The sequence below is a fragment of the Brevibacillus sp. HB1.2 genome (assembly GCF_013332495.1).
Classification (GTDB): Bacteria; Bacillota; Bacilli; order Brevibacillales; family Brevibacillaceae; genus Brevibacillus; species Brevibacillus porteri.
In genome coordinates, this window is record NZ_JABMIU010000002.1 from 328,517 (window position 1) to 342,879 (window position 14,363).

Annotated in this window: 10 protein-coding genes; all 10 read right to left on the reverse strand. The window is 49.1% G+C overall.

The features are described 5' to 3' along the window. Positions 1-180: 180 nt before the first annotated feature. The 10 genes from HPY28_RS06470 to HPY28_RS06515 all read right to left on the reverse strand — a co-directional run bounded on the left by HPY28_RS06470 (position 181) and on the right by HPY28_RS06515 (position 14,362). The gene (locus HPY28_RS06470; RefSeq protein ID WP_174230261.1) at positions 181-1,542 is read right to left on the reverse strand and encodes a TolB-like translocation protein; all 1,362 of its coding nucleotides are present in this window, start codon (positions 1,540-1,542) and stop codon (positions 181-183) included. A gap of 99 nt (positions 1,543-1,641) precedes the next feature. Further along, positions 1,642-2,043: a VOC family protein gene (locus tag HPY28_RS06475; RefSeq protein WP_174224348.1), complete on the reverse strand. Its 402-nt coding sequence runs from the start codon at positions 2,041-2,043 to the stop codon at positions 1,642-1,644. Between the two features lie 19 nt (positions 2,044-2,062). Beyond that, a complete protein-coding gene (locus HPY28_RS06480) occupies positions 2,063-2,992 on the reverse strand; it encodes an RluA family pseudouridine synthase (RefSeq protein WP_017249514.1) in 930 nt (309 codons plus the stop codon). A gap of 46 nt (positions 2,993-3,038) precedes the next feature. After that, the gene (gene lspA / locus HPY28_RS06485) at positions 3,039-3,488 is read right to left on the reverse strand and encodes a signal peptidase II (RefSeq protein WP_017249515.1); all 450 of its coding nucleotides are present in this window, start codon (positions 3,486-3,488) and stop codon (positions 3,039-3,041) included. A 77-nt stretch (positions 3,489-3,565) separates the two neighbouring features. Then, a complete protein-coding gene (locus HPY28_RS06490) occupies positions 3,566-4,207 on the reverse strand; it encodes a serine/threonine-protein kinase (RefSeq protein WP_017249516.1) in 642 nt (213 codons plus the stop codon). A gap of 825 nt (positions 4,208-5,032) precedes the next feature. Beyond that, positions 5,033-6,457 (reverse strand): phosphoglucomutase/phosphomannomutase family protein, encoded by a 1,425-nt coding sequence (locus tag HPY28_RS06495; RefSeq protein ID WP_173622169.1) that lies wholly within the window; start codon positions 6,455-6,457, stop codon positions 5,033-5,035. A gap of 19 nt (positions 6,458-6,476) precedes the next feature. Continuing rightward, positions 6,477-8,438, reverse strand: a complete 1,962-nt coding sequence (locus HPY28_RS06500; protein ID WP_174230262.1) for a glycoside hydrolase family 15 protein — start codon at positions 8,436-8,438, stop codon at positions 6,477-6,479. A gap of 18 nt (positions 8,439-8,456) precedes the next feature. Beyond that, a complete protein-coding gene (locus tag HPY28_RS06505; protein ID WP_017249520.1) occupies positions 8,457-10,862 on the reverse strand; it encodes a sugar phosphate nucleotidyltransferase in 2,406 nt (801 codons plus the stop codon). A gap of 30 nt (positions 10,863-10,892) precedes the next feature. Next, complete coding sequence (locus tag HPY28_RS06510; protein WP_174230263.1) at positions 10,893-13,730, reverse strand: 1,4-alpha-glucan branching protein domain-containing protein; 2,838 nt, start codon at positions 13,728-13,730, stop codon at positions 10,893-10,895. A gap of 14 nt (positions 13,731-13,744) precedes the next feature. Continuing rightward, a complete protein-coding gene (locus HPY28_RS06515) occupies positions 13,745-14,362 on the reverse strand; it encodes a DUF4912 domain-containing protein (RefSeq protein WP_017249522.1) in 618 nt (205 codons plus the stop codon). Position 14,363 lies beyond the last annotated feature (1 nt).

Consider the following 14,363-nt stretch of genomic DNA (forward strand, 5'->3'; position numbering starts at 1 on the left):
AAAGGCTCCTTGTCAGGAGACAAGAAGCCCTCGGACAAACTGACCGGACTGTAAGAGTCCCGCCTGCTTGTCATTCCGTGCCCTTGCCAGCCTCACTGGACTGGATTAAAAGGTTCCATTCGTCATGTAGAATTATGTCACGATTCTGGACGGGTGTCAATGCAGCCCGGAAAAGTCTAACTATTCCCAATAGACGCTGACCCACGGTGGCAAATAGTTCGCATAATAACCAATGTCCCCTGTAATGTCTTTGATCAGCTCGACTTGTTTGTCCGCATCCTCACCTATTCCTTGGATAAACAGGGAGCCATGCTCCGCTCGATCCAAACGCAAGAAAAGGAGCTGTTTCCCATCTGGAGATGGCGCAGGATAGTAGTCGGCGGTATTCGCTGACCCTTTTGTCACCTGCTGCTCTGCTCCATCTGCGGATCGCCGCCAGATGCCTTGTTCCGGTACCATGACCTTCTTTGGATCGTATGAATACGCTGTAGCCAAGCCTCTGGTGAAAAGCAGTGTGTATGGAGCTTTTGGAATCCATACTGGATAAGTGTCTACCACCACTGGACTAGGGCTAACTGTTTTGACCTTTCCTGCTCGATCCGCCAGCTTCAACTGCTTGTTAGTCGTGGCGATCCGGTCAGTGCCATCGACAAAAGCGAGCTGGTCGCTATTTGGTGTCCAATCAAGCCAATCAGGATAAGCCAATCCTGTACCGAGTTCTATTGGCTTTTTGGCAGGCTGTGTCAAATCAAACCATTGAATAGGTACGCCATCAGCAGACAAGGACCCGGAGTTATACCTGACAAAGTAGGCAACAGCCTTCCCATCCGGGGATACTTTTAGGCCTGTCGCCGCCCATGGGTAGATACCTTCCTCCACTTTTGGCGGTTCTGCAATCGGGTAGGCAGCCAACGGTTTACCTGCAAGCGTGCGCAAGGCCAGCGTCATCGGCTTATTTTTTTCAGCGGGTAGCGCGACAAGCATGTTTTCCCCATCCGGCATCCAGGCAAAATCTGCGAAGTCAGCCTTCGTTGAACTTTGCAAGGCTACTTCTCCTTGATCATGAATTTCTTTTACAATCAGCAAAGGGCTTGGCGCTTCATTGCTGCCGATATTCACGGTGTATGCTAGCTTGTTCGCTTTTTGGGACCACTTTGGCATTTCAAAGACTGCTCGTTCGTCTACCTGTACTGTTTTGCTGCCATCCGCTCTGACGATCCACACGTAGCCTGGTGTCGAGTAATTGTCGTTGCCTTTGTATTTCACGAACAGGAGCCACTTGCCATCTGGCGACCAGCCTACGATCTGTGCATAGCCGTCCTTGGAGATTTGCTTTATTTTTCCTGATGCATCCCGTCCATCTACCAAAAACAAATGCTGGTTGCTCGTAAATGCAATTTTTGCCGGAACGCTTATTTCCTTGTTCACACGCTCTGGCTGTTGGTTTTGGGCCGTCACCTTTGCTTCACCGTTTGCCGTGACAAGTACAACCAAAAGGACAAAAAGACTGATCAGCTTCCCCCATTTTCCGATCACAAGCATTCACTCCTTACACGCTCTATTGAATGATGAAAAAAACGCCAGAAGAAAGTAATAAGCTCTCTACTAGCGTTTTCCAATCCAACTGCCATTATGTAAGTGTCATAGGAAGACTGGCTGCAACAACAAAAAACGATTGCCATACAGATCCTCGAAAATAACCTCAATGCCATACATCACTTCGTTTGGTTCACTCACAAACTTCACACCGCGTTGGCGCAGTGTTTCGTATGTGGACACAAAATCATCCGTCTCCCAAACCCACATTGGATTTTTGCCGACCTGACGAAGCATTTCCTGCGCAACTTCTTCCCGATGCCAATGGGTAGGGTCATGCAATACGATCTCTATCTCCTGCCCAGGAAGACCGACGGTGAGCCAACGAGAACCATCATCCATCCGAGAATCCATGCGTTTTTCGAAACCGAGTTTTTCCGTGTAAAACCGCAATGCCTCTTCACAATCGTGAACGTACAGCGTCACATGCGCTAATCTTTTTAGCACGGCTATTCCTCCTGTTCGCTTACGCTTGTCTAAGAACCTCGATGGCGTCAAGCATTTCCTTCGGCATTGGCGCTTCAAATTCGAGCTGCTCTCCTGTACGGGGATGGATAAAGCCCAGTGTTTTCGCATGCAGAGCTTGTCCATCGAGCTCCAATGTATTTTTCGGACCGTATTTCGGATCGCCCGCCAGTGGATAGCCAATATACTTCATGTGTACGCGAATTTGATGGGTACGTCCTGTTTCGAGTTTCAATTCCACCAACGTGTACTCTTTGAAGCGCTCCAGCACGATAAAATGCGTCACAGCCGGCTTGCTGTTTTCAAAAACAACCGCCATTTGCTGGCGATTTTTCGGATCGCGCCCGATTGGTGCTTCAATCGTTCCCATTTCATGCGGGATGACACCATGAACAATCGCGACATACTTCCGATTGACCGTATGTGCTTTTAATTGTTCAGCCAAACCCATGTGTGCCTTGTCGTTTTTGGCTACCATCAACAGGCCGGATGTATCCTTGTCAATGCGATGGACAATTCCTGGACGCAAAACACCATTGATTCCGGACAAATCCTTGCAATGTGCCAAAAGCCCATTGACGAGTGTCCCACTGTAATGACCAGGAGCAGGATGCACGACGAGGCCACGTGGTTTAGTCACGACCACGACATCGCTATCCTCGTATACAATATCCAAGGACATTTCCTCTGGCTGGATTGCCATTTCCTTTGGCGGCGGAACACGGAGGGTTACTTCGTCCTCTGCCTGCAGCTTGTAGTTGTTTTTGATCGGTTCACCATTTACAGTGACACGGCCTTCCTTCACCCAAGCCTGCACCTGTGATCGGGACCAATCTTCATTTTGCAGCGTGATAAACTTATCGATGCGCTCGCTCGTATCCGCTGGCTCTACCGTCCAATCGTAACGTTCAAACAATTGCGTGTCATTCATGTAATTTTCTCCACCTATCCGAGCTTTCCCACTATTATTCTCATAACTATCTGTTTTTCTTCCCATCCAGAAAAACATCGAGAAGCAAAATCCCCACACCAATCGTGATGGCCATATCAGCCACGTTAAAGATTGGGAAGTTAATCAACGTAAAATCGAGAAAATCTACAACTTGACCAGTCATCGCACGATCAATGAAATTCCCGACGGCTCCACCCAAGACCAATGACAGCGCCAACGATGCACGAGGTTGGTTTTTTCTCAAGCGAATCAAGGAAATGACAATCCCAATCACAACGACAACGGTAATGACAATAAAAAACCAACGTCGATTTTGCAGGATGCCAAACGCCGCTCCCATGTTTCGATGGGAAGTGAGATGAAATACGTCCGCGATCAAAGGAATGGATTCTCCCAGTTCCATATACTTCACGACTAAATACTTTGTAAACTGATCAAGCGCAATAATTACTGCCGCAATGAGATAGTACAACAATGGAATGTCCTCCTTATTCTGCTTCGACCAGCAACTGAACAAACACAATATCAAATGATCATTTTACCAGAGACCGTCTACGTGAACAAGCGCTTTCCTTTTTTGTACAGTCGATAGCCTTTGCGTACAACTTCCAGCATCCACAATGGAATTTTCCATCCACGATCCTTGATAAATGGCAGGTACACCTTGTAATACGCCTTGCGTAAATCACGCCATTTTGTGTCTGTATCATTGACATAGTAATCCGATACGTCAATCAGATAACCTCGTCCCTGATCCATGAGTACGTTTTTCCCATGGACATCATGCGGAAACAAACCCTTCCTGCGCGCTTCTTCAAGTGCTTCCTCCACGTCTTCAATCACCTGGGGAGGAATCGGAATACCAAAGCGAACACAGTCAAACAGGGGTATGCCGTTCATCCGCGAAATGACCAAGTATCCTTCCCCATAATCATAACAGATAGGGAAAGAACGAGTCTCCCCAAGCTTGCGATAGACTTCGATTTCCTGTTCGGCTCCTGGTCTTCCAGGTGCGTACAGCTTAATCACTACCTTTGGATAGTCCGGGTGGGCAAATACGGCAGCATAATTGCCGGTACCGACCAACTCCCACGGATACGGCGTGTGGTGTACGACGACTGGATCATCCGGCGACAGACTCTCCACTTGAACTTCCTGTAAAAAAGCTTGCAATATATCCTGATCGATCCGCATCGTTTCTCATCATCTCTCATCAGTTACCGACTTCGAACTACGTTAAAACAAAATTAATGAAGGTCCATCTACTACGATCATTCAGACACTTCCTATTTTAAGGGGCAAAAAATCCTTTACACTGGTGAGGCCAGGAAGTCCTGTCCGATTCCAATGAAAGGATTGCATATGGACAAGAATACCTCATTTTTTCGATTTGGTAAATGGGTAGTAGATATCCAGCAATAGCATCTGTTTTTTTATGTAGTGTATAACGATTTTGTACGTTGCTGTCGTGGTGGGGAGGAAACAGGAGAAAACACTCAGATTCTAGGGCCACCCCCTGCGGGATTGACTGCACGACTCCATGCAAAAAGCGAAACCGCGTCCAAAGTGGTCCTTTCAAGATGTGTTTCAGAGGTGGACGCTTAAGAGCGTGTTTCGCTTTTTGCATTGCGTCTCGGTCGGTGTCCCTAAGATCTTCGCTTTTTTCTCCTGTTTCCTCTACGAACTTTCCGTGTGAGCCGATTTTTAAATGCCTGAAAAGATTGGAGAACCTCATTGTCACGCCAGAGAAGAATATTTCCAGACGTAGCGACTTGTGGAGTCCTACCGAGCGGAGAAGGGATGAGCGGGCAAAAGAAACGCAACGTGCCCACGCGACGAAGCGGCTACCACTTTTGCGTTTCCCCGCGAATCCCTTCGGAGCGGACAGTCTCAGCCCCCAGCAGGACGGAGCCTGGAGCCTAGACTGGAAATATTCTTCTCTTCCCCGTAGCCACATAACAGGAACCTACGAAAAAAAGAAGAACCTAGCACATCCATGCAGGCTCTCCCCTTCAGAATTTACACATTAATCTCCAAAAACCATTCGCGAATCGCATCTTGCAACTTCTGCAAAGCCGTTGCATTCGTTGCTTCACAATAGATGCGTACCAACGGTTCTGTGCCAGACGGACGGATCAAGACCCAATGTCCTTCCTCGAGCAACAGCTTGACCCCATCCACTCGTTGAATCTCCAAAACCTGATAAGGACCAATTAGTGCAGGTGGCTTAGCGATCATTTGCTGTATCCATTGATCTTTTTCCGGCAATTTCATATCAATTCGCGTATGGAACAGCTCGCCGAACTGCTCGTATACGTCTCGCAGGATTTGATCAATTCCTTTGTTTTCGTGCGCGCACATCTCAGCGAGCAACAAATTGATGAGTACGCCGTCTTTCTCCGGGATGTGACCGAGAATACTGGCCCCGCCACTTTCTTCTCCACCAATGAGCACGTCACCTTTGCGCATTTCCTCACCTACATACTTGAAGCCAACTGGCGTCTCTACCAGTTCAAGACCATAATGCTTAGCCATCCGATCCAATAGATGCGTAGTCGCTACGGTCCTGACAATCCGTCCGCTCAAGCCACGATTTTTTCGCAAATGATAGGTCAGCAGGACGAGTGCTTCATTTGGCGTGATGTACTGTCCGAAGCGATCGACGACTCCGAAGCGATCCGCATCGCCGTCATTGGCAAGACCAAGAGATGCTTGGCGTTCTACTACTTCTTTTTTTAGCAAATGCAAATGCTTATCGTTTGGCTCAGGCAAATCTCCGCCAAAAGCCGCATCCGGGACTTCTCGGATTCCGACGTTTTTCACCCCCGCCTCAGACAAAAAACCGCTCACGTAGCCCATACCTGCACCATGCATGGCATCGACAACAACGGACAAGGAAGAGTTTTTCAAAACATCCATATTTACCATCCGTCTAAGATGCGCCTCGTAATGAGGACGCAGCACAATGACTTGCAGCAGCTTGCGGGCCTTTGCTTCCGCGAGGGAAATCGTACGCACCGATTTCGCCTGGCAGGTTTCGCTGATCCACTCTTCCAATCTTTGCGTGATCGCAGGCGTTGCAGGTCCGGCGTACTCCGGAATGTATTTGATGCCGTTATATTCGGGTGGATTGTGACTGGCCGTGATCATGATCGCGCCACTCGCTGCAAAATGCTTCACTCCAAAGGCTACGGCAGGCGTTGGCGCTGCTTCATTCACCAAATAGGTACGAATGTCATTCGCAGTCAGGACAGCTGCAACCTCCTCCGCGAAGCGTCTCCCCAAGAACCGTGTGTCGTGCCCGACCAGAACAGGCTGCTCCTGTTGTCCGATTTCTTTGGTATAGCTAGCGATAGCTTGTGCGACAATGCGGACATTCTCGACAGTAAAGCCATCTGCAATTATGTCGCGCCAACCGTCCGTACCGAAACGGATCGTTGTCATCCCCTCATCTCTCCCCTCGTTACCGCAACTCATTCACCTTCTCCAAATAACGCAAAACAGTGGCAACATAAGTAGCATGCGACCACGTCAACGGTGCAACGGATACGGGAGCACCTGTATACGGATCGAGCTGTTCGGATAGCACGCCGCTTTGTAGAGCATGGCGTACGACCCAATCCAATCTGTTCTTTGGCTCTTGGAGTTCATCGAGAGATTTCGCCTTGGCAATTTCCCAATCAGCGACCCATAAGGTGCAAATAATCCATGGATTGCCCGGTACCTTCGCCGTATCATGTGATTTTTTGAAATAGTAATCCCCTTGGTAGCGGGCAATTCCACCAATCACCGTGTCTACCCGCAAACTCTTTTTGACAGCTTCCATCGTCCGCTCAACTCTCGGATCGTCTACGGAAAACACATCAAGCGCAAACAAGGCGAACAAGCTGCTCTCCACCGTGAAATCTTTTTCGACACTCCCATCTCCTCTTACATATATCCCACGCAAAAAACGCCCGATTTCAGAGTCGTAGAGATGTTTTTCCATTGCCCCACGAATGCGCTCTGCCCCTTCTGTGTAGCGTTTGTAGCGCCGATCATCCCCGAACAGCTGGGCAAAACGAGCCGCAGCCATTAAGCCTGCGAAAACAGTAGCACTGGTAAACGTAAAAATTCCCCGTCGCTCTTCCCATAAGTCGTAGCTTTGTTTTGGGAGTTGCAGCTCTGGATGGACATACTCCAGCAAAAAGCGGGCCGCCGGGCGAACCAGCGTGGGGTAGAGCGCTTGGCAGTCTTCAATTTGCTTGCCGCTCTTGTATTGCTCCCAGAGCGCATACAGCACGAGTGCCGTCTCATCCTCCTGAATCGGGAGCTGAATTTCTCCGTCAACAATATACGGATGCCAACTAGAGCCGACAGACCCATCTGGATTGTACTTGTGCAGCAAATATCCGTCCTTATTCAATGCGTCCGCGCAAAATCGGAAAAATGGTGCGACCACTCCCGTATAACCCGCTTTCGCCATCGCACTCGCAATTAACGCTCCGTCTCTGGGCCACATGTAGCTGTAATGGTCGCGATTGAATTGGAGAATATCCGAGTCATTCGCAGCGAGAATCGCTCCATTCTGATCAATTTGCGTGCGCACGAGTAGCAAGCTGGTCTTGTACAGATTGACAACCTCTGAAGGAAGATCAGCAAAGTCCCGCTCTTCCTTATTGACCCAACGTTGCCAATACACCGCGACCCGACTGAGCAAATGTTCCGGATCACTTTCGAGTACATACTGGTTCAATACTTTAACATCCTCATACGATTCACCAATGCACATCCAGTAAAAGAGCGCCTTTTCTTCTTGCGGTTGCAGTATGAGGGAAAAAGAAATCGTACTATCTACGGAGCCTTGTGCAATTGGATTGCCGGACAAAAGACCATCCTCCGCGTCCCTCCAGGTCCCCTCCGCATAGTTGAACCGCTTAATCCCGACACTATATTGATCGATCCCACCCGTATCCGTTTTTCCATTCGCCATGATGTACACATTGCGCTTGTAATGGTAAATGGTGCGCAGGATAGGATCAAAAACAGCGGTATCCCCTACCTCCGTCTCATTCAAGCTGAAATCGTGATTGAAAAACAGCCTGACCTCTCGCACTTCACTCGTCAAATTCTGAACGCACACCTTTTTCAAATAAATCGGGTCACGCTGATGCACCCCATCTGCAATTTGCAGGGCGATGCCCAGATGTTCATGATGCGCATGAACATCTGTCACCAAAGACTCCTGTCCGTATCCGAGCTTCCGCGTCCAGCCGTCTTCATCCAGCCAGGAAAAGTGACCTTGCACCCAAATACCCAGCTTGCTAAAGTGTCCCCCGACATGATTCAGTTGGCCGACATACGGAAAATAGAGATCTCGCATGTGCAGCTTGTCATCAAAATTAATCAGCAGTTTTCCGTTCCCGACGACGAGCGGTCTCGGCATGCCTTCACGTCCTTTTCGTTATAGGCTGTCGATCTCTCTCTTTTCGTGAAACTGATATTCGGCAATTCGCCTCGCGTAGGAAGAAGCAAGCGTAGCCGCGGTCTCTGCCGTCGCTCCTTGCGAAATCACTTTTACGTGCGAATCCTCTGAATCGGGTAAAATCAGCACCCAGCCGTTCGAATCGTATACTTTGATTCCATCGACGAGCTCCAGCAGCTTGCCTTTGTTTTCTTCCATCACTTTGCGCATGACCTTCCCTTTTGCTGTCCATGGGCAAAAGACAGTCTTTTTCTCCATATGGCACGCTGGCAACAGCTCCAGCAGAATGCTGAGCGGTTTTTCTTCGGAAGCGAGGTACGAAAGAATTCTCATGAGACTGTACACGGCGTCAAACATCGGATGAAAGCGCTGTTCACTCGATACCTCCATCATGGAGCGCGGAGAGACCTTGGTGCGTACAACCTCCATTTGCAACAGCTGGGCCATATGCTCCAATTCGATCGGTGCACTCACAGGAAGCCCGATGCGCCGATGTTGACCACTGCAAGCCAGCAGTTGCAGAGCCGTGATCTGCTCGTTCGAGAGCTTCTCTCCATGCTCGGTAAACAAGGTAAATTGTTCGCCATTTTTATCGAGACGAACGCCTAAATCCGCTCCCTTTTTCCGAATACCTTCTTGTATGGAGCTGTAATGTGCAGTGACTCCCATTACATGCAAGAGTGGCGCAAGAAAAGTCGGGAAAAATCGCTGTTCACAATCGATCAGCAGGTGGAAGCGCTGACGCTGGATGGACGATACATTCAACTGTTGGACCAAAGCATGAAGATAAGCTTCTTGTACTTGATGCTCGACTTGCAATGCTCCCAATCGATGCAGGTTGCGAACATACGTCTCTTGCCAGTAAGCATTCTCAATTTTGCGTTCCATATCACGAGAAATCGGCAACCCAGCATGATCGATGAATTGGATGACAATCTCTTTATCATCGACTGGCTCTGCCATATAAACATGAATGCCACCCTTGCAAGCCAGGGAGCGCACGCCGTATCGGATCAAGGGTGAATTGCCAATCCCGAGATCGACCGTATCAATTCCGGAAGAGCACAAGCTCGTCATGATGCTATGCTTCAATAACTGAGCAAATGGGTGTGAGCATGCTGAGAGCGCAATTTTATCCCCCGCTTGTAGTAAGTACGCGTAGGCAGCAGCAAGTCTAGTGACGAATTCGGGCGTGATGTCGACATTGCCAATGCCCTTGATTCCATGCGTCCCAAACAAATTTTTGGTTTGCTTGGCACCATAGATGAGCGAGGTTGTGACAGTCGCATTTTCACCGACTTCCTTGTCCGGCCAAATTTTGATGCCTGCCTTTACCACCGACTTCGCCCCAATGAAGCACTGGTCTCCAATGACCGCCCCTTCCCCGAGTTGTACGCAATCGCTAATTCGGGTGTTGCGGCAGAGCGTCGTTCCTGTGATCTCAGTTTTTTTCCCAATGACATTATTTTCCCAAACGATCGTCCTGGACAGCTTCGTACCGGAAGAAATCACCGTATTTTTCCCCAGAATGGAATAAGCACCAACGGCAACTCCAGCCTGCAAGTGTACATTTTCACCGATATAGACAGGGCCTTCCAAACGGACCGATGAATCGATGCGAACATCATTTTCCAAGAAAATGCGCGGCGCGATTTCCTGTGCTTTTATTTCGAGATGCACGCGTCCATCCAGCAAATCAAACTGGGCTTGCTGATAAACCTCCAAAGAGCCAATATCAGACCAATAACCGCTTGCTTCATATCCGTATAGAGGCTTTGCTGCTTGTAAAAAAGATGGGAAAATTTCCTTACTGAAATCCACTTCCCGCTCTTCTTCTATATAAGACAAGACCTCTGGCTCGCAGACGTATATCCCGGTATTCACCGTATCGCTAAAAACCTCCGCCCAGCTCGGCTTTTCTAAAAAGCGTGTAATGCGTCCGCCCTCATCTGTCATGACAACTCCGAATTCCAGCGGTGTTTCTACACGAGTCAAAATCAACGTAGCCAGAGCGTTATTTTGCTCATGGAAACGTATCGCTGCCGACAAATCGATGTCTGTCAACGTATCTCCACTGATCACGATAAAGCGCTCATCGAGAAAATCGGCGCAGTTTTTCACGCTGCCTGCCGTGCCCAAAGGAATCGTTTCTTCAAAATAGACGAGCGAAACACCGTAGCGAGATCCATCACCAAACGTATCGCGGATGACATCAGGCAGATACTGGAGTGTCACTGCTATCTCTGTAATCCCATGCTTTTTCAATAGATCAATCGTGTACTCCATGCAAGGCCGGTTTAAGAGTGGCACCATTGGTTTTGGCGTGTGGCATGTTAACGGACGTAGTCGTGTACCTTTTCCCCCAGCCATGATTACTGCCTTCATCTTCTTTTCTTCCTCCTTCATCGTTGCAATCTATGTTGTCATGCCGCTTTCCGCGGATACGCAAAGTGAACGATATAGATCGATGGTTTGAGTAGCGAGAATGGTCCAGTTATAAAACTGTTTCACATCTTGCATGGCCGTCTGGGCTAGTTGATGCCGCTGATCGGGGTCGCGCAGTAGCCAGCGGAGTTGATTCGTCAAGGATTCAGGGTCGCCTGTGAACATCATAGCGCCGTTTTCGCCATGGCGAACGATCTCTCGAAGCCCTCCCGTATCCGCAACAAGAACTGGCGTACCTAGCGCCATCGCTTCCAGTGCAACAATTCCAAAAGGTTCATACAAGCTCGGGAATACCGCCACATCAGCCAAGGCGAACAACTCATTTCGCCTAACATCTTCTACGAAGCCCAAGAAGCGGACTTGCTCAAAAAGTCCCTTTTGATGAACCAACTGCTTCCACTCGTCTTGCATCGGCCCTCTGCCAGCTATAAGCAACTTCGCCTGCGGAAATTCATCGCGCAGCCTTGCCATGGCTTCCAACAATAGGTGAACACCTTTTTCCTGGACCAAGCGCCCTACAAAAAAGAGGACAGGTCCATCGCCTATCGCCAACTCCTGCCGAAGCTGTTCACGATTTACATCCGGTAAAGGAATGAGATCGACACCGTTGTGAATGACACGTAATTGGGATGAAGGTGTTCCGAACAAGCACATGACTTCCGACTCCATATACTTGCTGCAAACGATCATCGAGTCAGAGCTTTGTGTTAGTGTACGTTCACACTCATGAATCCTTTGCTGCAACGGTGTATGAATGCCTTGATGCCGTCCATGCTCCAAAGCGTGAATCGTGCTGACGAGCGGAAGAGAGTACCTCTGTTTCAGTTCGATCGCTGCCCAGCTGACAAGCCAATCATGAGCATGGATGACATCTGGTCGCACTCCGAGTGACCATAGCTTGAAGGTAGCATCGACCATCGCCAAATTCAGTTGAAACACCCATGCCAGAAAGTCAGCTTGTTCAGAAGGAAGGTACGTAGGCAAACGGTGTACATGAACTCCTTCCATCATCTCATCTATGGAGCATGAATCTGCCGAACCTGTCAGCACATGCACCACGATTCCTTGCTGGACAAGATGTCTGGCGAGATCGTAGACAGCCCGACCAAGCCCCCCTACCACATGAGGGGGAAATTCCCATGCAAGCATCAAAACTGTTTTTGTCGAAGACTGATCTTGCGTAGCCGCTACCAATTGACGCGATACGTTCACTCTATGCATTTGTTTAGGCAAATAGAACGTGATATCCAAGTCAGGAAAGATCGGAAAGTCAGCTTCTGCTTGCGTAATTGCCTCTTCATCCAGTTGATGCTCTCGATACATCGCCAAGAGAGCCCGCATGCGAACTAAATGATCATGAACGCGTTGCACCGCATACGGGGTGACCGTTTGACCGTCTAAAATAAACGCCCAATCACTGCTTTGGGCTAACATCAATTCGCGTGCTGCCTGCTTGAGGCACCGTAAGGCAAGCGGATCTCCTTTCTTTTCAGAAAAGGTAGTAATCGCTCCGATCAGTTCCCGCTCTGCTTGATGCAAGTGCCTGTATATCCAGCCATTATTCTCGTTCAGCCAGACTTCTCCGTAGCCATTTCTCCCCCACGTAGACATAGGCAAGTGACCGCGATCCTGCGCTGGATACTCCTCCAAATATTCAGATGGTGTCATTAATTTCACGTCTTTTGAATCACAAACCGTTTTTCGCATGAGGTCATCTAGAAACTGTGGACCCTCGAACCACCAATGACCAAACAATTCCGCATCATAAGTGGCGACGACCAACGGCTTGCGATCCATCCAGTGACTGGCTTCCTCCACTTGACGCTCTCGGTGATACAGGAAGTGTCCAGCATGAGACGCTGCTTTTTCCCGCGCCCAGCTTGGCTCATACCAGTCTTTATCCCCTGCTTTTCCGGTGATCCGATAGTATTTCAAACCGGTATGCACGCGAATGCCGTCAGGATGGATGTACGGCTCGATGTAGCTCATCTCCCTGTCAAATCCGATATCCCGGTAGTATTCACGATAATCATAGTCCCCTGGATATCCATCGATTGAGCTCCATACCTGGCGGGAAGCCACTTCATCACGGGCAAAGGCAGCCACTTCATGCGGCGTGAACAAGGGAGCCAACACCCCTCTGCGAGGTAACGGCGTCGCATGCTCTATCGTGTGACTGTCTACAAAGAAATACCGAAGCCCTGCCTCTTTCAGCAAACGATCCAATCCAGGTGTATACCCGCACTCTGGCAGCCAAATTCCCTTCGGACGTCTTCCCAGAATCCGCTCATGTGTATCGATGCCCACCTGAAGCTGTGCCCGAATCGCCTCTTCTGTTTCCACATAGGGCAAGAAGGAGTGCGTGGCTGCACAAGTGATGAGTTCGAGGCATCCGCTATCCTCGATATACCTAAAGGCCTTGATTAGTTGAAAATCCCACTTGCGGCAATAGGCAATGATGCTTCGAAAGCGCTCCACGTACATTTTGGCGATACGGTGTTCTTCAGGTTGACCTGCGGTGCGTTTGACTTCCTTCCCAGCCAATTCAACAGTCTTCGCTAGATGTGTGCGAAAGCGTGTCACGATCAGATCATCTTCTAGCATGGAAAGTAATGTCGGAGAAATAGCAAGGGTCATGCGAAAAGCGATGCCGTCTGAGAGGAGCCTGTCGAAAACCATGAGCAAGGGAAGATAGCATTCCAGCATGGCTTCATACACCCAGCGCTCTTCCAGGCGATCGTCCCGATCCCCGTGTCGGACATAAGGCAGATGGGCATGCAACACGAGGGAGAGATAACCTTTGTGCACAAATGACACCTCACTTATTTTGATGTTTTGGTATACAACGAGTAGGAGGAAAAGTTCTCAAACCAGGAAGGTGTAGCTGAATCGTGGACGGGCTCAACGAACGATTCCCCCCAGCTAGCTTTTGAGTTACGCGGGGTAATTGCCGTTTCCGAGCGTAAAATCGGACAAAACCGATTGTGTTCATATAAACCAAAATCAACAATGTATGTACGCCCTGGCTCTACATCATTCACGTACCAGGAATGAGCCTCTTCATGTACGAGCACATCTCGGACGGAATGCGCATTTTTTCCATCAAATAAGCGTTCCGTGACATCATACAGACGCAAGCCCTTCTGGATGTGACGATAATCGGCTTGCAGGTAGGATGCGACCATTCTCATGCGGGGCCAAGTGATTTCCCAATAGACGAATAGCACAGTCGGTCCTTGTACCATGACTTTGACAATGTCCCGACCATAAAACGCAGGCAATTGCCATTCCAATTCCGTTCTAGCGGGAGGTGGTGTCACTGGCTTCGCACGGTCTTTTTGCAGGCGATACTTAACTTGACCGATCGTTAAGCCGCACTCTTTGGCAATTTGTGCAATGGACATGGATCGTGAACGCAGTTCGAGAATTTTTTCCAGCATC